The following is a 21415-nucleotide window of genomic DNA, read 5'->3' on the forward strand; positions in this document are numbered from 1 at the left end:
TTCGGGGCCCGTTGGGCCGTCCCCCGTACGGCGGATCCATCCCTTCGGGGTCAGTAACGGCGCGTTGGGCACCCTCCCCGCGCGACCCCAAATAGCGTCCAGTAGGGTTTGGTCCGCATAAACATCCAAACCCCTGCCTGCGTCAGGGCCGGCGACCGACCCGAATGCGGCCGCGGCCGGCCGCGCGGGCCGAGACTCTCGGGAAGGCGCTACGTGAGTCCCTACGGCTCCGACCGCTCGCCGCGGCGCCCGATGCGGCGGAAGCTGCTGCAGGCGCTGACTGCGGGCGTGGTCCTGGCGACCGCCACTGGTTGCTCGTATACATGGAAAGACTTCCCCCGCCTCGGATTGCCCACCCCGGTCACTGAAGAGGCGCCTCGCATCCTCTCCCTGTGGCAGGGGTCCTGGGCGGCCGCTCTGATCACCGGCATCCTCGTGTGGGGCCTGATCATGTGGAGCGTCATCTTCCACCGGCGCAGCCGGACCAAGGTCGAGGTTCCCCCGCAGACCCGGTACAACATGCCCATCGAGGCGCTGTACACCGTGGTCCCGCTCATCATCGTCTCGGTGCTCTTCTACTTCACCGCGCGCGACGAGTCGAAGCTGCTCTCCCTCTCCGCCAAGCCGGCGCACACGATCAACGTGATCGGCTACCAGTGGAGCTGGGGCTTCAACTACGTCGAGAACGTCGACGGCGATGCGGCGACTCCGAAGGCGGGCGAGGTTCCCAAGGAACTCGCCACCATCCCGGACCGCTACACCAAGGACTTCCCGGCGGGCGCCGAAGGCGTCTACACCAAGGGCGTCCCGAGCGACCGGAACGCGGAGACCGGCAACCCGGGCCCGACGCTCTGGCTGCCGAAGGGTGAGAAGGTCCGCTTCATCCTGTCGTCCAACGACGTCATCCACTCCTTCTGGGTGGTCCCCTTCCTGTTCAAGCAGGACGTCATTCCGGGGCACACCAACGTCTTCGAGGTCACCCCGACCGAAGAGGGCGTCTTCATGGGCAAGTGCGCCGAGCTCTGCGGTGTCGACCACTCCCGAATGCTCTTCAACGTCAAGGTCGTCTCCCCGGAGGCGTACAAGGCGCACCTGAAGGAGCTCGCGGAGAAGGGTCAGACCGGCTTCCTCCCCGCCGGCATCCAGCAGACCGACCCGGCCCGCAATGCTGAGGTGAACAAACTGTGAGCATCCTCAACCAGCCTCAGGGTGCCGAGGCCGACTCGTACGAGAACGAGTTGCCGGTACGGAGCAAGCAGCCGGGCAATGTCGTCGTGAAGTGGTTGACCACTACCGACCACAAGACCATCGGCACGATGTACCTGCTCACGTCGTTCGTGTTCTTCCTCATCGGCGGCCTCCTCGCGCTCTTCATGCGCGCCGAGCTGGCCCGTCCGGGTACGCAGATCATGTCGAACGAGCAGTTCAACCAGGCGTTCACCATGCATGGCACGATCATGCTGCTGATGTTCGCCACCCCGCTGTTCGCGGGCTTCGCGAACTGGATCATGCCGCTGCAGATCGGCGCGCCCGACGTGGCGTTCCCGCGGCTGAACATGTTCGCGTACTGGCTGTACCTCTTCGGTTCGACCATCGCGGTGGCCGGCTTCGTCACCCCCTCGGGTGCCGCCGACTTCGGTTGGTTCGCCTACTCCCCGCTGTCGGACGCCGTCCGCTCGCCGGGCATCGGCGCCGACATGTGGATCATGGGTCTGGCCTTCTCGGGCTTCGGCACGATCCTCGGTTCGGTCAACTTCATCACCACGATCATCTGCATGCGCGCCCCCGGCATGACGATGTTCCGCATGCCGATCTTCACCTGGAACGTGCTGCTGACCGGTGTTCTGGTCCTGCTCGCCTTCCCGGTGCTGGCCGCCGCGCTCTTCGCGCTGGAGGCCGACCGCAAGTTCGGTTCGCACATCTTCGACGCCGCCAACGGCGGCGCGCTGCTGTGGCAACACCTCTTCTGGTTCTTCGGACACCCAGAGGTGTACATCATCGCGCTACCGTTCTTCGGAATCGTTTCCGAGATCATTCCGGTCTTCTCGCGCAAGCCGATGTTCGGTTACATCGGCCTGATCGCCGCGACGATCTCGATCGCCGGCCTTTCGGTGACCGTGTGGGCCCACCACATGTACGTCACCGGCGGTGTACTGCTGCCGTTCTTCTCCTTCATGACGTTCCTCATCGCGGTTCCGACCGGTGTGAAGTTCTTCAACTGGATCGGCACCATGTGGAAGGGCTCCTTGTCCTTCGAGACCCCGATGCTCTGGACGATCGGCTTCCTGGTCACCTTCACCTTCGGTGGCCTGACCGGCGTCATCCTGGCTTCGCCCCCGATGGACTTCCACGTCTCCGACTCGTACTTCGTCGTCGCGCACTTCCACTACGTCGTCTTCGGCACCGTGGTCTTCGCGATGTTCGCCGGCTTCCACTTCTGGTGGCCGAAGTTCACGGGCAAGATGCTGGACGAGCGCCTCGGCAAGATCACCTTCTGGACGCTGTTCATCGGCTTCCACGGCACCTTCCTGGTGCAGCACTGGCTGGGCGCCGAGGGCATGCCGCGTCGTTACGCGGACTACCTCGCGGCGGACGGCTTCACGCTGCTGAACACGATCTCGACGATCAGCTCGTTCCTGCTGGGCCTGTCGATGCTGCCCTTCATGTACAACGTCTGGAAGACGGCGAAGTACGGCAAGAAGATCGACGTCGACGACCCGTGGGGCTACGGCCGTTCGCTCGAATGGGCGACGTCTTGCCCGCCGCCGCGGCACAACTTCCTCACCCTGCCGAGGATCCGGTCCGAATCCCCGGCATTCGATCTGCACCACCCCGAGATCGCGGCCCTCGACCACCTTGAGGACCACTCCGTGGCCGCCAAGGCCGTCGCTGGTGGCAAGGAGGCCGGCAAGTGAAGATCCAGGGCAGGATGTTCCTGTGGCTCGCCGCCTTCATCCTGATCATGACCGTCGTGTACGGCGTGTGGTCGAAGGAGCCGGTCGGCACCACCGCGCTCGCGCTGGCCTTCGGCCTGAGCGCCATGATCGGCTACTACCTGGCCTTCACGGCCGCGCGCGTCGACCAGATGGCCCAGGACAACCTGGAGGCCGACGTCGCCGACGAGGCGGGCGAGCTGGGGTTCTTCTCCCCGCACAGCTGGCAGCCGCTCTCGCTGGCCATCGGTGGCGCCTTCGCCTTCATGGGCGTCGTCTTCGGCTGGTGGCTGATGTACTTCTCGGCGCCGCTGATCCTGATCGGTCTGTGGGGCTGGGTGTACGAGTACTACCGCGGCGAGAACCAGAACCAGTAGCCGCACCCGCGCCGCCACCCACGGTGGCGGCCACCGCGTGAGACCAGGGGCCCGGACACCTCCAATGGAGGAGTCCGGGCCCCTCGTTTGCAGTCACCCCGCGCGCCGTAATTGTCATATCTTCATAGCGTTGGCTCCATGAACCAGTCACCGCGTCTTTGGACCGTTATCGGCTGCTCCCTGCTGGTCGCGTCCCTCGGGGCCGGCGCCACCGCATGCGGGTCGGGCGACGACAACCCGCTGTCCGCCCGCCCCTACGACGCGGGCGACCAAGTCGCCCTCAACCAGTCCACCGGCAGCCGCCCGGTCGACCCGGACCGGCCCCTGGAGGTCACCGCCAAGAGCGGCGACGGCCGGATCACCGACGTGAGCGCCGTGGACACCCACGGACGCCGCCTGGCGGGCGAGTTGTCCGCCTCCGGCGACCGCTGGCACAGCACCGTCCCGATGGCCGCCGGCGTCCGCTACACCGTCCTCGTGAGCACCGAGGACGAACGGGGCGCCCCCGGGCAGCGCACGCTCACCTTCGACACCACCCCGGCCCAGAAGGTCCTCAAGGTCGAATTCGGCCCGGACGAGGGCAAGTACGGCGTCGGACAGCCCCTCACGGCCGAACTCAACGAACCCGTCAAGGACAAGGCCGCCCGCGCCGTCATCGAACGGGGCCTGGTCGTCGACGCCCCGCCGGAAGCCGTGGGCGCCTGGCACTGGGTGGACGACAAGAAGCTGCACTACCGGCCCAAGGACTACTGGCCCGCCAACACCACCGTGTCCGTCCGGAGCAACCTGGAGGGCATCAAGATCTCCGACGACCTGCACGGCGCCGCCTCCAAGCCGCTGAAGCTGGAGATCGGCGACCGCGTCGAGGTCACCACGGACGCCTCCTCGCACTGGCTCACCTTCAAGCGCAACGGGGAAGTGATCAATTCCATCCCGGTGACCACCGGAAAGCCGGGCTTCTCCACCCGCAACGGCGTCAAGGTGGTCCTCGGCAAGCAGTACTACGTCCAGATGCGCGGAGACACCGTGGGCATCGGCGGCAGCGAGTACTACAACCTGCCCGTCTACTACGCGACCCGCGTCACCTGGAGCGGTGAATACGTCCACGCCGCGCCGTGGTCCGTCGGCTCCCAGGGCTACGAGAACGTCAGCCACGGCTGCACCGGCATGAGCACGGGCAACGCCGCCTGGTTCTACGAGAACATCAGCGAAGGCGACATCGTCCGCGTCATCAACAGCATCGGCGACGACATGGACACCTTCGGCAACGGCTACGGCGACTGGAACATGGACTGGAAGGACTGGCGCGAGGGCAGCGCCCTCCTCAAGGGCACCCAGGAGGGCCGCAGCCCGGTCGACCAGGCGCGCCTGCGCCCGCAGGTGTAACCACCGGGCCAGGAGCGCCGGGAGAGCCGGAAGAGACCGGAGAGCCGGAAGAGACCGGAGAGGCCACAACCGGGGCACGGGTGCCCGTACGGACCGTACGGGCACCCGTGCCCCGGTATGCGCCGGTAAGGCGCTGTGCGGGGCGCACAGCCCCCGTTACGCCGCCGGGGAGAGCCGTGCGCGCAGCAGACCCGCCAGGGCCTGCGCGAAGTCCACCGGATCAACCGGAAGGGTGACCGCGGCGTCCGCGCGGCTCCAGGTGGCCAGCCAGGCGTCCTGCGGACGGCCCATCAGGAGCAGTACGGGCGGGCACTGGAAGATCTCGTCCTTGATCTGCCGGCACACCCCCATGCCCCCGGCCGGAACCGCCTCGCCGTCCAGCACGCACACGTCGATGCCGCCCGCGTCCAGTTCCTTCAGGACGGCCGGCAGCGTGGCGCACTCCAGGAACTCCACCGGCGGCAGGTCGGCGGCCGGCCTGCGCCCGGCGGCCAGCCGCACCTGCTCCCGGGTGCCCGCGTCGTCGCTGTAGACCAGAACCCGCGCAGTCGCCCGCATTTCGTTCCTCCACGTGTCCCGTGAATCACGTTGATGTTGCGCGGGATGCTACTCCGTCCGACCCGGTGTCAACATCGGTTCGCACAGGCTGCTGATCAGACCTCCACAGGGCGATCTGATGGGCCGTTCGGGCCTTGCACACGCCCCTGACACTCCGAACGGCACCCCCCGGGGTGAGGGCGGGATAAGGGACCGACATAATGTCGGTCGTGGCGACAGCAACGACAGTAGATACCGGGCACGCGCACCCGACGGTCAACAGGCCGAACCTCGTCAGCGTGGGAACCATCATCTGGTTGAGTTCCGAGCTGATGTTCTTCGCGGCCCTCTTCGCGATGTACTTCACCCTGCGATCCGTGACAGGCGCCGAGTACTGGACAGAACAGGCTTCGGCCTTGAATCTGCCCTTCTCGGCGACGAACACGACGATCCTGGTGCTTTCCTCGCTCACCTGCCAGCTCGGCGTATTCGCCGCCGAGCGCGGTGACGTGAAGAAGCTCAGGACGTGGTTCATCATCACGTTCGTCATGGGTGCGATCTTCATTGGCGGCCAGGTGTTCGAGTACACCGAGCTGGTCAAGCACGAGGGCATGAGCCTCTCGTCCGGTCCGTACGGCTCGGTCTTCTACCTGACCACCGGCTTCCACGGTCTGCACGTGACGGGCGGTCTCATCGCCTTCCTGCTGGTCCTCGGCCGGACGTACGCGGCCAAGAGGTTCACCCACGAACAGGCCACGTCGGCCATCGTCGTGTCCTACTACTGGCACTTCGTCGATGTCGTCTGGATCGGCCTCTTCGCAACGATCTACCTGATCAAGTAGCGAACACGTCGCCGGGCCCGTGCCCGGCACTCCATCCAGACACACCGACGCAGAAGATCCTGACACCGGGGTAATCCGTGAAAAAGCTCTCCGCACGACGACGCCATCCGCTGGCGGCGGTCGTCGTTCTACTCTTCGCGCTGGCGGTTACCGGGGGGCTGTACAGCGCCTTCGCGCCCGCGGGCAATGCGAAGGCCGACGAAACCGTCCAGTCCCTCGCCATCGAGGAGGGCCAGAAGCTCTACGCCGTCGGCTGCGCAAGCTGCCACGGAACCGGCGGGCAGGGTTCCTCTGACGGCCCCAGCCTGGTTGGCGTCGGCTCCGCTGCCGTCGACTTCCAGGTGATGACGGGCCGTATGCCCGCCCAGCAGCCCGGCGCCCAGGTGCCGAAGAAGCCCGTCATCTACACCCAGGCGCAGACCGACCAGCTCGCCGCGTACATCGCGTCCCTCGGAGCCGGCCCGATCGTGCCGACCGAGAAGCAGTACGACCCGGCGGGTGCCGACATCGCGAAGGGTGGCGAGCTGTTCCGCAACAACTGCGCGCAGTGCCACAACTTCACGGGCGAGGGCGGCGCACTGACGAACGGCAAGTACGCCCCCAACCTTGAGGGTGTCGAGCCGAAGCACGTCTACGAGGCCATGCTCACCGGCCCGCAGAACATGCCCTCCTTCCCCGACAGCACCATGCCGGAGAAGCAGAAGAAGGACATCATCGCGTACCTCCAGCACGTCAACGGCGAGAAGTCGACCAGCCCCGGTGGCCTCAAGCTCGGTGGCCTCGGCCCCGTCTCCGAGGGCCTCTTCGGCTGGATCTTCGGACTGGGTGCGCTGATCGCTGTCGCCGTCTGGGTCGCGGCCCACACCGCTAAGGCCAAGAAGTCATGAGTAGCCAAGACATTCCCGAAGAGAAGCACCTGCCGAGCGAGCAGGGCGACGCGCACCACGGTGCCGTGGCAGTGGCGGACGACCCGTTCGCCGACCCCGGTCTGCCGGTTCACCGGCCTCGGATCCAGGACATCGACGAGCGGGCCGCGAAGCGCTCCGAGCGCACGGTGGCCTTCCTGTTCACGCTGTCGATGCTGGCGACGATCGCCTTCATCGCCTCGTTCGTGATCCTGCCGGTCGACAAGATCGTCTACATCTTCCCCATCGGGAAGGTGAGCGCTCTCAACTTCGCCCTGGGCGTCAGCCTCGGCGCGGCCCTCTTCTGCATCGGCGCGGGCGCGGTCCACTGGGCCCGCACCCTGATGTCCGACGTGGAGGTCGCCGCCGAGCGCCACGAGATCGCGGCCCCGGCCGAGGTCAAGGCGCAGGTCATGCAGGACTTCGCGGACGGCGCGCGCGAGTCGGCCATCGGCCGCCGCCCGCTGATCCGCAACACGATGTTCGGTGCGCTGGCCCTGCTGCCTCTCTCCGCCGTCGTGATCCTGCGCGACCTGGGCCCGCTGCCCGAGGACAAGCTGCGCAAGACCATCTGGGCGAAGGGCAAGATGCTCATCAACCAGAACACGATGGAGCCGCTCCGGCCCGAAGACATCGTGGTCGGCTCGCTGACCTTCGCCATGCCGGAAGGCCTGGAGGAGGACGCGCACGACTTCCAGGTCCAGATCGCCAAGGCCGCCCTGATGATCGTCCGTATCCAGCCGGAGAACATCAAGGACAAGAAGGAACTGGAGTGGTCCCACGACGGGATCGTGGCCTACTCCAAGATCTGCACCCACGTCGGCTGCCCGATCAGCCTGTACGAGCAGCAGTCGCACCACGTGCTCTGCCCGTGCCACCAGTCCACCTTCGACCTCTCCGACGGCGCCCGAGTCATCTTCGGCCCGGCTGGTCACGCGCTCCCGCAGCTGCGGATCGGCGTCAATGACGAAGGTTTCCTCGAGGCGCTCGGCGACTTCGAAGAGCCCGTCGGTCCCTCTTTCTGGGAGCGCGGATGAGCACTGCCACTCAAACCAAAGAGCGCAAGGCTCCGGCCGGCGAGCGCGTAGCCGACTGGGCCGACGGCCGGCTGGGCATCTACAGCCTCGCCAAGGCCAACATGCGCAAGATCTTCCCGGACCACTGGTCCTTCATGCTGGGCGAGATCTGCCTCTACAGCTTCATCATCCTCATCCTCACGGGTGTGTACCTGACGCTGTTCTTCCACCCGAGCATGAACGAAGTGCACTACGACGGCTCGTACATCCCCATGCAGGGTGTGCAGATGTCGGAGGCCTTCCGCTCGACCCTGGAAATCAGCTTCGACGTCCGCGGCGGTCTGCTCATCCGGCAGATCCACCACTGGTCGGCGCTGATCTTCATCGCGGCGATGCTCGTGCACATGATGCGCGTGTTCTTCACCGGCGCGTTCCGCAAGCCCCGTGAGGTCAACTGGGTCTTCGGCTTCCTGCTGCTGGTCCTCGGCATGTTCACCGGTTTCACCGGTTACTCCCTGCCGGACGACCTGCTCTCGGGCACCGGTGTCCGCTTCATGGAAGGCGCGATGCTGTCCGTGCCGATCGTCGGCACGTACCTGTCGTTCTTCTTCTTCGGCGGGGAGTTCCCCGGCGGCGACTTCGTGGGCCGGCTCTACTCGGTGCACATCCTGCTGCTGCCCGGCATCATGATGGGCCTGCTGGTGGCCCACCTGATCCTGGTCTTCTACCACAAGCACACCCAGTTCGCGGGCCCCGGCAAGACGGAGAAGAACGTCGTCGGCATGCCGCTGCTCCCGGTCTACATGGCCAAGGCCGGAGGCTTCTTCTTCCTGGTCTTCGGCGTCATCGCGCTGATCGCGGGCATCGCCTCGATCAACCCGATCTGGGCGCTCGGCCCGTACCGCCCGGACCACGTGTCCACCGGTGCGCAGCCCGACTGGTACATGGGCTTCTCCGAAGGCCTGATCCGTGCGATGCCCGGCTGGGAGATCAACCTGTGGGGCCACACCCTGGCCCTCGGCGTGTTCATCCCGTTCACGATCTTCCCGCTGGTCCTGGCCACCATCGCGGTCTACCCGTTCATCGAGTCCTGGGTCACCGGGGACAAGCGCGAGCACCACATCCTGGACCGCCCGCGCAACGCCCCGACCCGTACGGGCTTCGGTGTGGCATGGCTGACGTGGTACGTCATCCTGCTGATCGCCGGTGGAAACGACATGTTCGCGCAGTACTTCCACCTGTCGATCAACTCGATCACCTGGTTCGCGCGCATCGGGTTCTTCGTCGGCCCGGTCATCGCCTTCATCATCACCAAGCGGATCTGCCTCGGCCTCCAGCGCCGGGACCGGGACAAGGTGCTGCACGGTCGCGAGACCGGCATCATCAAGCGCCTGCCGCACGGTGAGTTCGTGGAGGTCCACGAGCCGCTCTCGCAGGGCAAGCTGCACACGCTCACCTCGTACGAGCAGTACGAGCCCGCCGAGATCGGCCCCACGGTCGACGAGAACGGTGTCGAGCGCAAGGTGAAGCCGCTGGAGAAGCTCCGCGCCAAGCTCAGCAAGGGCTACTACGGGGAGAACAACCAGATCCCGAAGCCCACGGTCGAGGAGTACAAGGAGATCCAGAGCGGCCACGGCCACCACTGATCTCCCGCATCACGGCTTCACACGCTTCACGCGCTTCAAGATTCACGCAGTACGTAGTTCGCAGTACGCATGACTGCTTGAGGGACTGATTTCGGTCAGTCCTGGTGTCGCCACGGCGAGAGCCCCGTCCAGTGTCTGGACGGGGCTCTTTGCCGTCCCCGGGGCTGGATAGGCTGAAGCCCTTCGCATTCGACGTGGAATCCTCGATGAGCAGCAGGAGCGGACCATGAACCTGGTGACCCCGGCAGGCGGCGACAGCGCGGCGGCCCGCAGCTGGCCGGGCGTTCTGGAGGCCCTGCTGACCGGCCGCGACCTCGGCGCCGACGACACGGCCTGGGCCATGGACCGGATCATGCGAGGGGAGGCCACCGACGCCCAGATCGCCGGCTTCGCGGTCGCGCTGCGGGCCAAGGGGGAGACGGTCTCCGAGATCAACGGTCTGGTCCGCGCCATGTACGCACACGCCAACCTGATCGAGGTGCCGGGCCGGACGGTGGACATCGTCGGCACCGGGGGCGACGGGGCCAAGACGGTCAACATCTCCACGATGTCGGCGATCGTGGTGGCCGGTACGGGCGCCAAGGTGGTCAAGCACGGCAACCGGGCCTCGTCCTCCGCGAGCGGCTCCTCGGACGTCCTGGAGAAGCTCGGCGTCAACCTGGACCTCACCCCCGCCCGGGTCGTGGAGGTGGCCGAGGAAGCCGGGATCACCTTCTGCTTCGCGGTCAAGTTCCACCCCGCGCTGCGGCACGTGGCGGGGGCCCGCCGGGAGCTCGGCATCCGGACCACCTTCAACTTCCTCGGACCGCTGACCAATCCGGCCCGGGTCCGGGCGCAGGCCACCGGTGTGGCCGACGCGCGGGTGGCCCCGATCGTCGCGGGCGTCCTGGCGGAGCGGGGCTCCTCGGCCCTGGTCTTCCGCGGTGACGACGGGCTCGACGAGCTCACCACCACGGCGACCTCCCGGGTCTGGTGGGTCCGCGACGGCGAGGTGCGGGAACAGGGCTTCGACCCGCGCGACATCGGCATCCCGCTGGTTCCGGTCTCCGCCCTGGCCGGCGCGGACGCCTCGTTCAACGCGGACGTGGCCCGCCGCCTGCTGGCCGGCGAGACCGGTCCGGTCCGCGACGCGGTGCTGCTGAACTCGGCGGCGGCCCTGGTCGCGCTGGACCCCGGTACGGGCACCCTGGAGGAGCAGCTGGCCGCCGGTGTCGTACGGGCGGCGGAGTCGGTGGACTCGGGCGCGGCCCGGGCCGCGCTGGCCCGCTGGGCGGCGGCGAGCAACGCGTAGCCCTTCCGGCCGATGGCCGTTCCGACGGGATCCGGCCAAGATCCAGCGACGACCCCGGTCCGCCATGTGGACCGGGGTCTTGCGTTCGGATGATCGTGTGGCAGGATGCTCCTCAGGTCACGAGTGACAGCGTTTAGGCCCCGGCTTGCTGTCCGGCAACCCTCCTTCCGTGGCGGGGTGCCCCGGGTGATGACCAGGTCGTAGGCAGTGAGGTCTACGGCAAGCGCGGATCCCTCACACCTCTTATTGGGGTGTTGGGCCAGGGGTCCTGGTCTTCTGAGGAGCGTTTTCCGTGAGCAAGCGAATGCGATAGGGCGACTCCGCCCCTTCTTCACCCCTCGGAACAGGGTCACTTCCGCGTACCCGCAGCACACCTGCCTACGCCGGCCGACCCACACTCCGGGGCACTCCCGTACCCCGAACGGCCGCAGCGCCGTAGCTGTGTCGGCGGACGGGCACACCGAAGCCATTCAGACCTGCCTGCCGGGAGATACCGCCATGTCCGCAACCCTGAACGCCGTCGCCGCCACCACTGCCGCCGCCCTCGACCCCGCCTGCGCCGAGCCGCTCGCGGTCCTCGGCCGCGACGTCACCGTGCCGCTCGTCACCGGCGGCGAGGTCACCTACGCCGCCCTCGACTACGCGGCCAGCGCCCCCGCGCTCCAGCGGGTCTGGGACGACGTGGCCGCGTACGCCCCGTACTACGGCAGCGTCCACCGCGGCGCCGGGTACCTCTCGCAGCTCTCCACCGACCTGTTCGAGCAGAGCCGGGTCACGGTCGCCGAGTTCCTCGACTGCCGGCCCTCCGACCAGGTGATCTTCACCCGGTCCACCACCGACTCCCTCAACCTGCTCGCCGCCGTGCTCCCGGCCGACTGCCAGGTCTTCGTCTTCGAGACCGAGCACCACGCCTCGCTGCTCCCGTGGACGAACGCCCAGGTCACCTACCTCAACGCCCCCCGCACCCCGGACGAGGCCGTCGCCACCCTGGGGCGCGCCCTGGCCGACCGCGAGCCCTACGGCCCGGCGCTGGTCTGCGTCACCGGAGCCTCCAACGTCACCGGCGAGCTGTGGCCCGTCAAGGAGCTCGCCGCCGCGGCGCACGCCCACGGCGCCCGCATCGTCCTGGACGCCGCCCAGCTGGCCCCGCACCACCCCGTCTCGGTCCAGGACCTCGACGTGGACTGGGTCGCCTTCTCCGGACACAAGCTCTACGCGCCCTTCGGCTCGGGCGTGCTCGCCGGCCGCGCGGACTGGCTCCAGGAGGCCGAGCCGTACCTGGCCGGTGGCGGCGCCTCCCGCAAGGTGGCCCGCCGGGAGGACGGCGGCGTGGACGTCGAGTGGCACACCACGGCCGCCCGCCACGAGGCCGGCTCCCCGAACGTCATCGGCGTCTACTCCATCGCCTCCGCCTGCAAGGCCCTGAACGAGGCCGGCTTCGAGAACCTCGTCGCCCGCGAGCAGCGCCTCATCGCCAAGGTCCGCGAAGGCCTCGCGGAGGTCCCGGCGGTCCGCGTCCTGTCCCTCTTCGGCGACGACGCCCCCCGCGTCGGCGTCATCTCCTTCGTCGTCGACGGCTGGAACAGCTCGCACTTCGCGGCCGCGCTCTCCGCCGAGTACGGCATCGGCGTCCGCGACGGCCTGTTCTGCGCCCACCCGCTGGTCCGCACCCTGCTCGGCAGCGAGCCGCAGGCCCAGGGCGAGTGCGGAGCGCCGGAGGCGGCCCCGGGGGAGCGGTCCCTGAACGCGATCCGCGTCAGCTTCGGCGCCGGCACCCCCGACGAGCACGTGGACCGCTTCGTCCACGCCGTCAAGGAGCTCGTCGCGGACGGCGCCAAGTGGCAGTACCGCACCGAAGAGGGCCGCTGCGTCCCGGCCGTCTGACAGGCTGCGGGACATGACCTACTGGGACCCGATACCGACCGTGCGGGCGATCGTCGGCAAGCCGCTGCCCCAGTGGGAGCCGGGGAGCCGCACGGTGGGGCACGACTGGAGCTACCCTGCCGGGCCGCCCCACCACGCGTGGACCGTCCGCGACTGGTGGCGGGACCGGCGCCGGGTGCGTGAGTGGGCCGTGGACGTGGACCGGGCCCGGTCGATGTCGGCGCGCCCCGATCATCGCGATGTGGCCGCGGGCGCCCGCGCGTACGTCGCACACATCGACGGTGACCTGGAGGACTACCTGCGCGGCTACGCCTTCTGGCTCCAGGAGCGCCGCCCCGCCCGTCCGGGCGAGGCGTTGCCCAAGCTCTGAACCGCTACGCGTCGAGGCCGATCGCGAAGGCCGCTTCCAGGTCGTGCTGGGAGTACGTGCGGAACGCCACGTGCGTGTCCGTCGCCTCCACGCCCGGGATCTTGCTGATGCTGCCGGGGATGATGTCGGCCAGGTCCTCGTGCCGGGACACCCGGACCATGGCGATGAGGTCGTACGTGCCCGTGACCGAGTAGACCTCGCTGACGCTGTCCAGCGCGGCGATGGCCTCGGCGATCTCGGGGATCCGGTCCACGCTGGTCTTGATGAGCACGAGTGCGGTGATCACGGTTGGCTGTCTCCCTCGACGGCAGTCACTGGTCGACCCACTCTAGTCCCACCCCGGTAGCGGGCCCATGCGTAGAGGAAGCCCACCGAGAAGCCCACCACGTGGGCCAGATAGGCGACTCCGGGGCCGCTCGCCGCACGGTGCGCCGCCAGCCACTGGAGGCCGAACCAGAACAACAGCACGATCCACGCCGGGAAGCGCAGCGGCAGGAAGAACAGGAACGGGAACAGGCTCGTCACCCGCGCCTTGGGGAAGAGGTACAGGAAGGCGCCCAGGACCGCGGAGATCGCCCCGGAGGCCCCGACCAGGGTCTGGTCCGAGGAGGCGTGGGCCGCCGCGTACGCCGCCAGGGCCAGGTAGCCCGTACAGACGTAGAAGCAGAGGAACCCGGCCCGGCCCATGCGCCGCTCCGTCATCGCCCCGAAGACGTAGAGGAAGAGCATGTTGCCCAGCAGGTGCAGCCAGCTCCCGTGCACGAACAGGGCCGTGAGGGGGGTCAGCGCCGCCCGGCCCGAGCCGGTGAACAGCTCGTCGGGGACCACGCCCCAGCGCCGGAAGTACGCCGTCCCGTTCGCGAGCAGCTGGTCACCCGTCCCGTAGACCGGGTTCAGTCCCGACGCCGGGCTCAGCACGAACACCACGCAGCACGCGGCGATCAGCGCGTGGGTGACCACCGGGCCCCGGGCGGCCTCGCGTACGGCCTGCCACCTTACGATCATGCGACCGAGCATGACCCAGCCGGGCCCACCAGCGGGTGCGGCAGGCCGTAGGGTTACGAGCTACGCACGCACGCGCGCGCCACCCGTGACGACACGGGCGGGTGCGGTGCTTGCGCCATGTGAGCGATAGAAGGAGAGAGCGGCCTGATGACGGTTCCCCTGCCGACCGACACCACCCGGTGGCGCTGCACCCTGTGCGGCAACCTCACGCGCTTCGACGTCACCCGTTCGTCGAAGGTCGTGGAGTACGTCCACCTGGACCTCGCCGGGGAGCCCAAGGTCGAGGAGCGCGAGGTGGTCAATGAGACCATCGAGTCGGTGCGCTGCCGCTGGTGCAACGCGGTGGACCAGATCGAGCTCGTCGACAGGCCGGGCGCGGACTCCTGAAGGAGCCCCGCCCACAGGTGAATGACGGTAGGGGTGACGGATTGTGGAGCCAGCAAGCGGCGCTGAGCCGGCCGACGCGGCCGGCGACGCCGCGGAGGTGCTCGACCGCCCGCTGCCGGAAGGCGTGCGGCGCCGGGTCGTCGCACTCGTCTCGGACGCCTTCGGCGGGCTGACGGTCGCGGACCTCCCGGCGCAGCTGCGCCAGTACGCCCGTTTCACCCCGACGCGGCGCGCCAAGTTCGCGGGCAACGCCATGGCCACGGCCGTGGAGAGCGACCCCGTCTTCCGGGGCCGGGTCGCCGAGAAGTTCCGCGAGGCGCAGGCCGACCTGGCCTCCGCGCTGGAGTCGGGCGCCCCGCCCGCCGCCGCCGATCCGCTGGACGTGGCGGCAGCCGCGTACGTGCTGCGGCCGGCCGGCTGGGTCAAGCTGGTCGCCGCGGCAGGCGAGGAGGCGCAGCGCGCCGACGCCGAGCGGGTCGACGAGGAGGCCCGCCGTGAGATGGAGCGGCTCCGCGAGGAGCTGGCCCACGTACGGGAACTGCAGCGCACGGGTGTCGACCAGGTACGGGCCGAGCTGGACGCGGCCCGCAAGGAAGCGGAATCGCTTCAGCGCAAGCTGCGCAGCGCGCTGAGCGACGTCAAGCGGGGCGACGCGGCCCTGCGCAAGATCAACGCGGAGGTCGACGGCATCCGCGCCGAGGCGGCCGCCCAGGTGACCACCGCCGAGAGCGAGACCCGGCGGCTCAAGTCCCGCCTCGCGGAGGTGGAATCGGCGCTGGAGACCTCGCGCCGGGCCACCCGCGAGGGGCGCAGCATCGAGGACATGCGGCTGCGGCTGCTGCTGGACACCGTGCTGGACGCGGCCGCGGGGCTGCGCCGGGAGCTCGCGCTGCCGCCGGTCTCCACGCGGCCCGCGGACACGGTGGAGGCGGTGGAGCCGGGCCGGATGACCCCGAAGGACATCGCGGCGCGCGCCCTGTCGGAGACCGACCCGGCGCTGCTGGACCAGTTGCTGGCGCTGCCCCAGGCCCATCTGGTGGTCGACGGCTACAACGTGACCAAGACCGGCTATCCGACGATGCCGCTGGAGAAGCAGCGGCTGCGGCTGCTGGGCGGGCTGTCGATGCTCGCCGCGCAGACGGGCGCCGAGATGACCTGTGTCTTCGACGGGGCGGAGCTGGCGGCCCCCGTGCTGCTCGCGCCGCCGCGCGGGGTGCGGGTGCTGTTCTCCAAGGCCGGGGTGACGGCGGACGAGCTGATCCGCCAGCTGGTGCGCGCCGAACCGGCGGGCCGTCCGGTGGTCGTGGTCTCCACCGACCGGGAGGTCGCCGACGGGGTGGCCAAGGTCGGTGCGCGGCCAGTCGCGTCCGCCTTGTTGCTGAAGCGGCTTTCGCGCGTTTCGTAACTGCTGGGCCCAATGCCGGAATTGGTAGGGCCTCGCGGGAACGTACCGTCAAGTCACCGACACGGAGCGTGCGCTGTAGGTAAAGAACCTGGTCGGACAGCGAGTTTTTTACCGACAGGATTTGAACTGATCACAGAAGGGTCACTAGGGTCAGTCAAACCTTCGTGCGGTAGTTCACTCATTCGGGGTGGCAGCGAGGGTGTCGCCGAGCTTTGCGTTCTTCGGCGGCTCTAGGAAGAAGGAGCTCGCCTTCGTGGCGTCCCACCGTCGACCCAAGCAGCCGACCCGCATGCGCACCACCGTGCTCGGCGTCACCGCGGCAGCCGCCGTGGTCCTCTCGGGGCAGGCCGCCAACGCCGCCCCCGCCAAGCCGAGCAAGGACGAGGTCAAGGCCAAGGTCGACGCCCTCTACGAAGAGGCGGAGCAGGCCACCGAGAAGTTCAACGGGGCCAAGGAGCGCCAGGACAAGCTCGAGACCGAGATCGGGCAGCTCCAGGACCAGGTCGCCCGCGGCCAGGAGGACCTCAACTCGCTGCGCGGCACGCTCGGTTCGATGGCCAGCGCCCAGTACCGCAGCGGCGGCATCGACCAGTCCCTCGCGCTCTTCCTCTCGGCGGACCCGGACAGCTACCTCGACAAGGCCTCCACCCTGGAGCAGCTGAGCGGTCAGCAGGTCGAAGCGGTCCAGAAGATCCAGGCCAAGCAGCGCACCCTCGCGCAGCAGCGCCAGGAGGCCGCGGGCAAGCTCACCGACCTCGACGCCACCCGCAAGGAGCTCGGCGAGAAGAAGAAGGTGTCCTCGGACAAGCTCGCCGAGGCCCAGGCGCTCCTCAACTCGCTGACCGCCCAGGAGCGGGCAGCGATCAAGGAGGAGGACTCCCGCGCCAGCCGCGGTGCCGACGGGCGCGCCCCCGACCTCGGCAACGTGAAGCCCTCCGGCCGGGCCGGTGCCGCTCTCGCGGCCGCCCAGACCAAGATCGGCAGCGCGTACATATCCGGCCACGAAGGCCCCAACTCGTTCGACTGCTCGGGTCTGACCCAGTGGGCGTACAAGCAGGCCAACGTCTCGATATCCCGCGTCACGTACACGCAGGCCAACGACGGCACCCGGATCAGCAAGAGCCAGCTCCAGCCGGGTGACCTGGTGTTCTTCTACGGCGACATCCACCACGTCGGCCTGTACGCGGGCGGCAACATGGTGCTGCACGCCTCGAACCCGCGCGGCGGCGTCAAGTACGAATCCATCAACAACATGCCGTTCCAGTTCGGAGTCCGCATCGGAGGCTGACGCCCCGGGCCCGCTCATGCCGGCCCGCCGCCTCGCTCCGCGCCCGTCCGGACGCGCCGTACACCGCCCATCCGGGCGAATTACGAGGCCCCGCTCTGACCACACGCCCCGCCGGTGACCTGCGTCTCCGACGGGGCGTCACTGTGCGTGCCCGCCGGAGGTCGTTGGCCGGCGCCCTCCCGCGCGGCTACTGTCTGCCAGCGCGGAACCCCGGCACACGGCCGTCCACGGAGGGCGGACCCGGGTCCCGCCCAGCAGGAGGGAGCGGTTTCACGTGGCGTCCCATCGCCGGTCCGGGCCCAGCGCCCTCGACCGGAACACCAAGGTCACCGTCCTCACCGCCGCCGCGGCGGGAGCGGCGGTCGCCATGTCGGGCGCACCCGCCGGTGCGGCCCCCGGCCTCCCGCAGGAGCCCTCCACGGGCACCCGCGCCCAGGTCGACCGGCTCTTCGAAGAGGCCGAACAGGCCACCGAACGCTTCAACCAGGCGGGCGAGCGCGCCGGCCGGCTCCGCACCGAAGTCGACCGGGTCCAGGACGCCGTGGCCCGCGGGCAGGACCGCATCAACACCATGCGCGGGGTGCTCGGCGCCTACGCCGGAGCCCAGTACCGGGCCGGCGGCATCGACCCCTCCGTCGAGCTGATGCTCTCCGACGATCCGGACGACTACCTCGCCAAGGCCGCCGCCCTCGACCGGCTGTCCGGCCGGCAGGCCCGCCAGCTCGACGAACTGCGCTCCGAGCAGCGCCGCCTCGGCCAGGAACGCCAGGAGGCCTCCCGCAAGCTCGCCGAACTCGACGCCCTGCGCGCCGACGTGGCGAAGGAGAAGCGCGCCGTCACCGCCAAGCTGGCCGCCGCCCGCCGGCTGCTGAACGCGATGCCCACGCAGGAGCGCGCCGACTTCGACCGGGCCTCGCGCTCCGGCGGCCGCTCCGACGCCCTGCCCGAACTCCCCGACGCCGCGGCCTCCGGACCCTCCTCCGGCCGCGCCATGACCGCCGTGATGGCCGCCCGGTCCGCCGTCGGACGGCCCTACGTATGGGGTTCCACCGGCCCCTCCGGCTTCGACTGCTCCGGCCTGATGGTGTGGTCGTACCGGCAGGCGGGCGTCGCCCTGCCGCGCACCTCGCAGGCGCAGCGGCACGCCGGACGGCGGGTCTCGCTGTCGGAGGCGCGCCCGGGAGACCTGGTGACGTACCGCTCGGACGCCAGCCACGTCGGCATGTACGTCGGCAACGGCCAGGTGGTGCACGCCCCGTACCCGGGAGCGCGGGTGCGGTACGACCCGGTCGGGATGATGCCGGTCTCCTCGGTGACCCGGCCCTGAGGGCTCCGCTGCGTACGATCGGGTGATGCTCCCGGTCCTGGGCCGTACCCCTCGCCGTACCTCTCACCGTCCGTCGCGCCGGCGCCCGCGCGCACTGCCGCTGGTGCTGCTCTGCCTGCTGCTGTGCGTGTCGCTCACCGGATGCGGCTCCGGTTCCGGTTCCGGTTCCGGGGCCCCTTCGGCCTCGGCGGACCCCGCCGAACGGGAGGTCCGGCGGGCCGTCGCCGCCTGGTCGGCGGCCCCGCCCGCGGCCCTCGCGGCGATCCCGCTGGAGGGATGGTCGTACGAGGTCTCCGCGGTCCGGACGGAAGGCGTACGGGCCTTCGCCCGCGCCGAGCTGCGCTACCGGCTCACCGGCTACGACGCCGCCCCGGCCGGCTCCGCACGCGAAGTGGAGCTCGCTCGGCAGGGCGGCTCCTGGGCGGTGACCGCCGACCGGCCCGCCCCCGGAGCCCTGCCCCAGCTGTGGGACCAGGGCCCGGTGTCCGTGGAGCGCGGGGCGCACGCCCTGGTGCTCGGCGGCGCCGGCCAGAGCGCCGGCTCCCTGTCCGCGATCGCCGCCGAGGCCGACCGGGCGGTGCCCGCGGCGAGCGCGGCCTGGCCGCGGCCGTGGGCGGGCCGGGTGGTGGTGCTGGTGCCCGGCTCGCTGGACGCGATGGCGGCGCTGCTGGGGCGGCCCGCGGACGAGTACCGGGGCCTGGGCGCCGTCACCACCGGGCGGACCGGGGCGGGCCCCGCCCCCGCCGACCGGGTCGTGGTGAACCCGGAGGGGTACGGGCAGCTCACGGCGGAGGGCCGCCAGGTGATCCTGACCCACGAGACCACCCACGTGGCGACCCGGGCGGCGACCACGTCCCGGACCCCGCTCTGGCTCTCCGAGGGCTTCGCGGACTGGGCCGCGTACCGCGACGGCGTCCGCACCCCGGCCGACGTCGCACCGGCCCTCGCCCGCGCGGTGCGCAGGGGGGACCTGCCGGGGGATCTCCCCGCGGCCGGGGCCTTCGCCTTCGGCGGGGACGCGGAGGCGCTGGCGCGGGCCTACGAGGGCTCCTGGATGGCCTGCCGGCTCATCGCCCGCCGGTGGGGTGACGCGGCGCTGGTCTCCCTCTACGAGAAGTCCGGCCGGGAGTCCCTCCCGACGGCGGTGGCGGACACCCTCGGGACGGACCCCGCGGGGCTGACGTCGGCCTGGCAGCAGGAACTGCGCCGGGAGTTCCGCTAGCCGGACGGGGCCCGAGGGCCGCGCGTGCGGCGCCGTTGCCGGGGGCCAGCCCCCGGACCCCCGCTCCTCAAACGCCGGAGGGGCTGGATTTCGCCCCGGCGGAGCCGGACACCTCCGGTAGTCGGCGGACGCGTCCGAGCCGCCGCCGGCCAGATCCAGCCTCGCCGGCGTTTGAGGCGCGGGGTCCGGGGCGGAGCCCCAGGAGCCTCCGGCGCAGCCCGGCCTCGCGGCCCCCGGCCCCACCCGCGCGCAGCCCCGTACGCAGCTCCGAGCCGCGCGGGGACCCGTCCCGCGGGGCCCTGCTCCGCAGGTCCGAGCCCCGCAGGGTCCGGTAGGGTCGGCAGGCGATGGACAAGACGCTGATCGTGACCAACGACTTCCCGCCGCGGCCGGGGGGCATCCAGGCCTTCCTGCACAACATGGCGCTCCGCCTGGACCCCGACCGGGTCGTGGTCTACGCCTCCACCTGGAAGCACTCGGCCGAGGCCCGCGCCGCCACCGCCGCCTTCGACGCGGAGCAGCCCTTCCAGGTGGTCCGCGACCGCGCGACGATGCTGCTGCCGACCCCCCGGGTCACCCGCCGGGCCGTGGGCCTGCTGCGCGAACACGGCTGCTCGTCGGTGTGGTTCGGCGCGGCGGCCCCGCTGGGCCTGATGGGCCCCGCCCTGCGCCGCGCGGGCGCACGCCGGATCGTGGCGACCACGCACGGGCACGAGGCGGGCTGGGCGCAGCTGCCGGTCGCGCGACAGCTGCTGCGGCGCATCGGCGAGGGCACGGACACCCTGACCTATCTGGGGGAGTACACCCGTTCGCGGATCGCCCCGGCCCTGACGGACCGCGCGGCGGCCCGCATGACGCAGCTTCCGCCGGGGGTCGACGAGAAGACCTTCCACCCGGGATCGGGCGGCGCGGAGGTCCGGGCGAGGCTGGGTCTGACGGACCGGCCGGTGGTCGTCTGCGTCTCACGGCTCGTCCCCCGCAAGGGGCAGGACACGCTGATCGAGGCGATGCCGCGGATCCTGGCGGCCGTACCGGACGCCGTGCTGCTGATCGTGGGAGGCGGCCCCTACGAGGCCGACCTGCGGGCCCTGGCCGTCTCGACCGGGGTCGCGGAGTCCGTCGTGTTCACGGGCGCGGTCCCGTGGTCCGAACTGCCCGCCCACTACGGGGCCGGGGACGTCTTCGCGATGCCCTGCCGGACCCGGCGCGGCGGGCTCGACGTGGAGGGCCTCGGCATCGTCTACCTGGAGGCCTCCGCCACTGGGCTGCCGGTGATCGCCGGCGACTCCGGAGGCGCCCCGGACGCCGTACTGGACGGAGAGACGGGCTGGGTGGTCCCCGGCGGCGCCCCGGCCGAGACCGCGGACCGTGTCGTCGCCCTGCTCCGGGATCCGGCCCTGCGCGCCCGCATGGGCGAGCGCGGCCGCGCCTGGGTCGAGGAGAAGTGGCGCTGGGACCTGCTGGCGGAGCGCCTGCGCGAGCTCCTGTAGCGGGCGCCGCGCACGAGGCGCGGGGTCCCCTTTCCGTACGGAGGGGGATTATCGCGCCCGAGGGGCCGATCGCGGGCAGAGTTGATCAAACCGCACGGGCGGGG

General features: G+C 70.2%; 20 protein-coding genes and 1 riboswitch. Of the genes, 17 read left to right on the forward strand and 3 right to left on the reverse strand.

Annotation, left to right across the window (positions count from 1 at the left end):
• Positions 1-213 precede the first annotated feature (213 nt).
• The 4 genes from ctaC (at position 214) to AC3IX6_RS27620 (ending at position 4696) form a co-directional block, all read left to right on the forward strand.
• Positions 214-1188, forward strand: coding sequence for an aa3-type cytochrome oxidase subunit II (gene ctaC / locus AC3IX6_RS27605; protein ID WP_389699494.1), 975 nt, complete (start codon positions 214-216; stop codon positions 1186-1188).
• A complete protein-coding gene (gene ctaD / locus AC3IX6_RS27610; RefSeq protein WP_407839520.1) occupies positions 1185-2915 on the forward strand; it encodes an aa3-type cytochrome oxidase subunit I in 1731 nt (576 codons plus the stop codon). The genes ctaC and ctaD overlap by 4 nt, the downstream gene beginning before the upstream one ends.
• On the forward strand, positions 2912-3310 hold the full coding sequence (locus AC3IX6_RS27615) for a cytochrome c oxidase subunit 4 (RefSeq protein ID WP_489365564.1): 399 nt from the start codon (positions 2912-2914) through the stop codon (positions 3308-3310). Before ctaD ends, AC3IX6_RS27615 begins: the two co-directional genes overlap by 4 nt.
• Before the next feature lie 138 nt (positions 3311-3448).
• A complete protein-coding gene (locus AC3IX6_RS27620; RefSeq protein WP_489365566.1) occupies positions 3449-4696 on the forward strand; it encodes a L,D-transpeptidase in 1248 nt (415 codons plus the stop codon).
• 156 nt (positions 4697-4852) lie between these two features.
• Here the strand turns inward: AC3IX6_RS27620 and AC3IX6_RS27625 are convergent, their stop codons facing one another.
• Complete coding sequence (locus tag AC3IX6_RS27625) at positions 4853-5254, reverse strand: DNA-binding transcriptional response regulator (protein ID WP_250742508.1); 402 nt, start codon at positions 5252-5254, stop codon at positions 4853-4855.
• A 200-nt stretch (positions 5255-5454) separates the two neighbouring features.
• Here AC3IX6_RS27625 and ctaE point away from each other — a divergent pair, with 200 nt between their 5' ends.
• From ctaE to AC3IX6_RS27660, 7 genes are all read left to right on the forward strand, one after another.
• Positions 5455-6075, forward strand: a complete 621-nt coding sequence (ctaE, locus tag AC3IX6_RS27630; RefSeq protein ID WP_008738823.1) for an aa3-type cytochrome oxidase subunit III — start codon at positions 5455-5457, stop codon at positions 6073-6075.
• A gap of 77 nt (positions 6076-6152) precedes the next feature.
• A complete protein-coding gene (gene qcrC / locus AC3IX6_RS27635; RefSeq protein ID WP_243330033.1) occupies positions 6153-6962 on the forward strand; it encodes a cytochrome bc1 complex diheme cytochrome c subunit in 810 nt (269 codons plus the stop codon).
• Positions 6959-8017 (forward strand): cytochrome bc1 complex Rieske iron-sulfur subunit, encoded by a 1059-nt coding sequence (gene qcrA / locus AC3IX6_RS27640; RefSeq protein ID WP_489365569.1) that lies wholly within the window; start codon positions 6959-6961, stop codon positions 8015-8017. The genes qcrC and qcrA overlap by 4 nt, the downstream gene beginning before the upstream one ends.
• Positions 8014-9642, forward strand: a complete 1629-nt coding sequence (qcrB, locus tag AC3IX6_RS27645) for a cytochrome bc1 complex cytochrome b subunit (RefSeq protein ID WP_489365571.1) — start codon at positions 8014-8016, stop codon at positions 9640-9642. The genes qcrA and qcrB overlap by 4 nt, the downstream gene beginning before the upstream one ends.
• 226 nt (positions 9643-9868) lie before the next feature.
• Positions 9869-10933, forward strand: a complete 1065-nt coding sequence (gene trpD, locus AC3IX6_RS27650; protein WP_489365573.1) for an anthranilate phosphoribosyltransferase — start codon at positions 9869-9871, stop codon at positions 10931-10933.
• A gap of 115 nt (positions 10934-11048) precedes the next feature.
• Positions 11049-11165: riboswitch (SAM riboswitch) on the forward strand.
• A gap of 266 nt (positions 11166-11431) precedes the next feature.
• A complete protein-coding gene (locus tag AC3IX6_RS27655; protein ID WP_489365575.1) occupies positions 11432-12817 on the forward strand; it encodes an aminotransferase class V-fold PLP-dependent enzyme in 1386 nt (461 codons plus the stop codon).
• A gap of 13 nt (positions 12818-12830) precedes the next feature.
• Entirely contained in the window at positions 12831-13187 is a 357-nt protein-coding gene (locus AC3IX6_RS27660) for a hypothetical protein (protein WP_489365577.1), read from the forward strand.
• A 4-nt stretch (positions 13188-13191) separates the two neighbouring features.
• Here the strand turns inward: AC3IX6_RS27660 and AC3IX6_RS27665 are convergent, their stop codons facing one another.
• Positions 13192-13473, reverse strand: a complete 282-nt coding sequence (locus tag AC3IX6_RS27665; RefSeq protein WP_266877137.1) for an Lrp/AsnC family transcriptional regulator — start codon at positions 13471-13473, stop codon at positions 13192-13194.
• Positions 13470-14204, reverse strand: a complete 735-nt coding sequence (locus AC3IX6_RS27670; RefSeq protein ID WP_489365579.1) for a rhomboid family intramembrane serine protease — start codon at positions 14202-14204, stop codon at positions 13470-13472. The genes AC3IX6_RS27665 and AC3IX6_RS27670 overlap by 4 nt, the downstream gene beginning before the upstream one ends.
• 135 nt (positions 14205-14339) lie before the next feature.
• On the opposite strand from AC3IX6_RS27670, the gene AC3IX6_RS27675 reads away from it, so the two are divergent.
• The 6 genes from AC3IX6_RS27675 (at position 14340) to AC3IX6_RS27700 (ending at position 21311) form a co-directional block, all read left to right on the forward strand.
• The gene (locus AC3IX6_RS27675) at positions 14340-14579 is read left to right on the forward strand and encodes a hypothetical protein (RefSeq protein ID WP_008738811.1); all 240 of its coding nucleotides are present in this window, start codon (positions 14340-14342) and stop codon (positions 14577-14579) included.
• A gap of 40 nt (positions 14580-14619) precedes the next feature.
• Positions 14620-15984: an NYN domain-containing protein gene (locus AC3IX6_RS27680; RefSeq protein WP_489371577.1), complete on the forward strand. Its 1365-nt coding sequence runs from the start codon at positions 14620-14622 to the stop codon at positions 15982-15984.
• 253 nt (positions 15985-16237) lie between these two features.
• Positions 16238-17272, forward strand: a complete 1035-nt coding sequence (locus tag AC3IX6_RS27685; protein WP_489365583.1) for a C40 family peptidase — start codon at positions 16238-16240, stop codon at positions 17270-17272.
• 274 nt (positions 17273-17546) lie between these two features.
• The gene (locus AC3IX6_RS27690) at positions 17547-18599 is read left to right on the forward strand and encodes a C40 family peptidase (RefSeq protein WP_489365585.1); all 1053 of its coding nucleotides are present in this window, start codon (positions 17547-17549) and stop codon (positions 18597-18599) included.
• A 25-nt stretch (positions 18600-18624) separates the two neighbouring features.
• The gene (locus tag AC3IX6_RS27695; RefSeq protein ID WP_489365587.1) at positions 18625-19821 is read left to right on the forward strand and encodes a hypothetical protein; all 1197 of its coding nucleotides are present in this window, start codon (positions 18625-18627) and stop codon (positions 19819-19821) included.
• 347 nt (positions 19822-20168) lie between these two features.
• Entirely contained in the window at positions 20169-21311 is a 1143-nt protein-coding gene (locus tag AC3IX6_RS27700) for a glycosyltransferase family 4 protein (RefSeq protein ID WP_489365589.1), read from the forward strand.
• Positions 21312-21415 lie beyond the last annotated feature (104 nt).

This window comes from Streptomyces sp. GL_141 (genome assembly GCF_057834385.1).

What these genes read in the sequence shown, in the direction of transcription:
- AC3IX6_RS27625 (WP_250742508.1), bottom strand. Translation starts at nt 5,254, where the DNA reads ATGCGGGCGACTGCGCGGGTTCTGGTCTACAGCGACGACGCGGGCACC.
- qcrA (WP_489365569.1), top strand. Translation starts at nt 6,959, where the DNA reads ATGAGTAGCCAAGACATTCCCGAAGAGAAGCACCTGCCGAGCGAGCAG.
- trpD (WP_489365573.1), top strand. Translation starts at nt 9,869, where the DNA reads ATGAACCTGGTGACCCCGGCAGGCGGCGACAGCGCGGCGGCCCGCAGC.
- AC3IX6_RS27660 (WP_489365577.1), top strand. Translation starts at nt 12,831, where the DNA reads ATGACCTACTGGGACCCGATACCGACCGTGCGGGCGATCGTCGGCAAG.
- AC3IX6_RS27655 (WP_489365575.1), top strand. Translation starts at nt 11,432, where the DNA reads ATGTCCGCAACCCTGAACGCCGTCGCCGCCACCACTGCCGCCGCCCTC.
- AC3IX6_RS27695 (WP_489365587.1), top strand. Translation starts at nt 18,625, where the DNA reads ATGCTCCCGGTCCTGGGCCGTACCCCTCGCCGTACCTCTCACCGTCCG.
- ctaE (WP_008738823.1), top strand. Translation starts at nt 5,455, where the DNA reads ATGTCGGTCGTGGCGACAGCAACGACAGTAGATACCGGGCACGCGCAC.
- AC3IX6_RS27670 (WP_489365579.1), bottom strand. Translation starts at nt 14,204, where the DNA reads ATGCTCGGTCGCATGATCGTAAGGTGGCAGGCCGTACGCGAGGCCGCC.
- AC3IX6_RS27700 (WP_489365589.1), top strand. Translation starts at nt 20,169, where the DNA reads ATGGACAAGACGCTGATCGTGACCAACGACTTCCCGCCGCGGCCGGGG.
- AC3IX6_RS27620 (WP_489365566.1), top strand. Translation starts at nt 3,449, where the DNA reads ATGAACCAGTCACCGCGTCTTTGGACCGTTATCGGCTGCTCCCTGCTG.
- AC3IX6_RS27675 (WP_008738811.1), top strand. Translation starts at nt 14,340, where the DNA reads ATGACGGTTCCCCTGCCGACCGACACCACCCGGTGGCGCTGCACCCTG.
- qcrB (WP_489365571.1), top strand. Translation starts at nt 8,014, where the DNA reads ATGAGCACTGCCACTCAAACCAAAGAGCGCAAGGCTCCGGCCGGCGAG.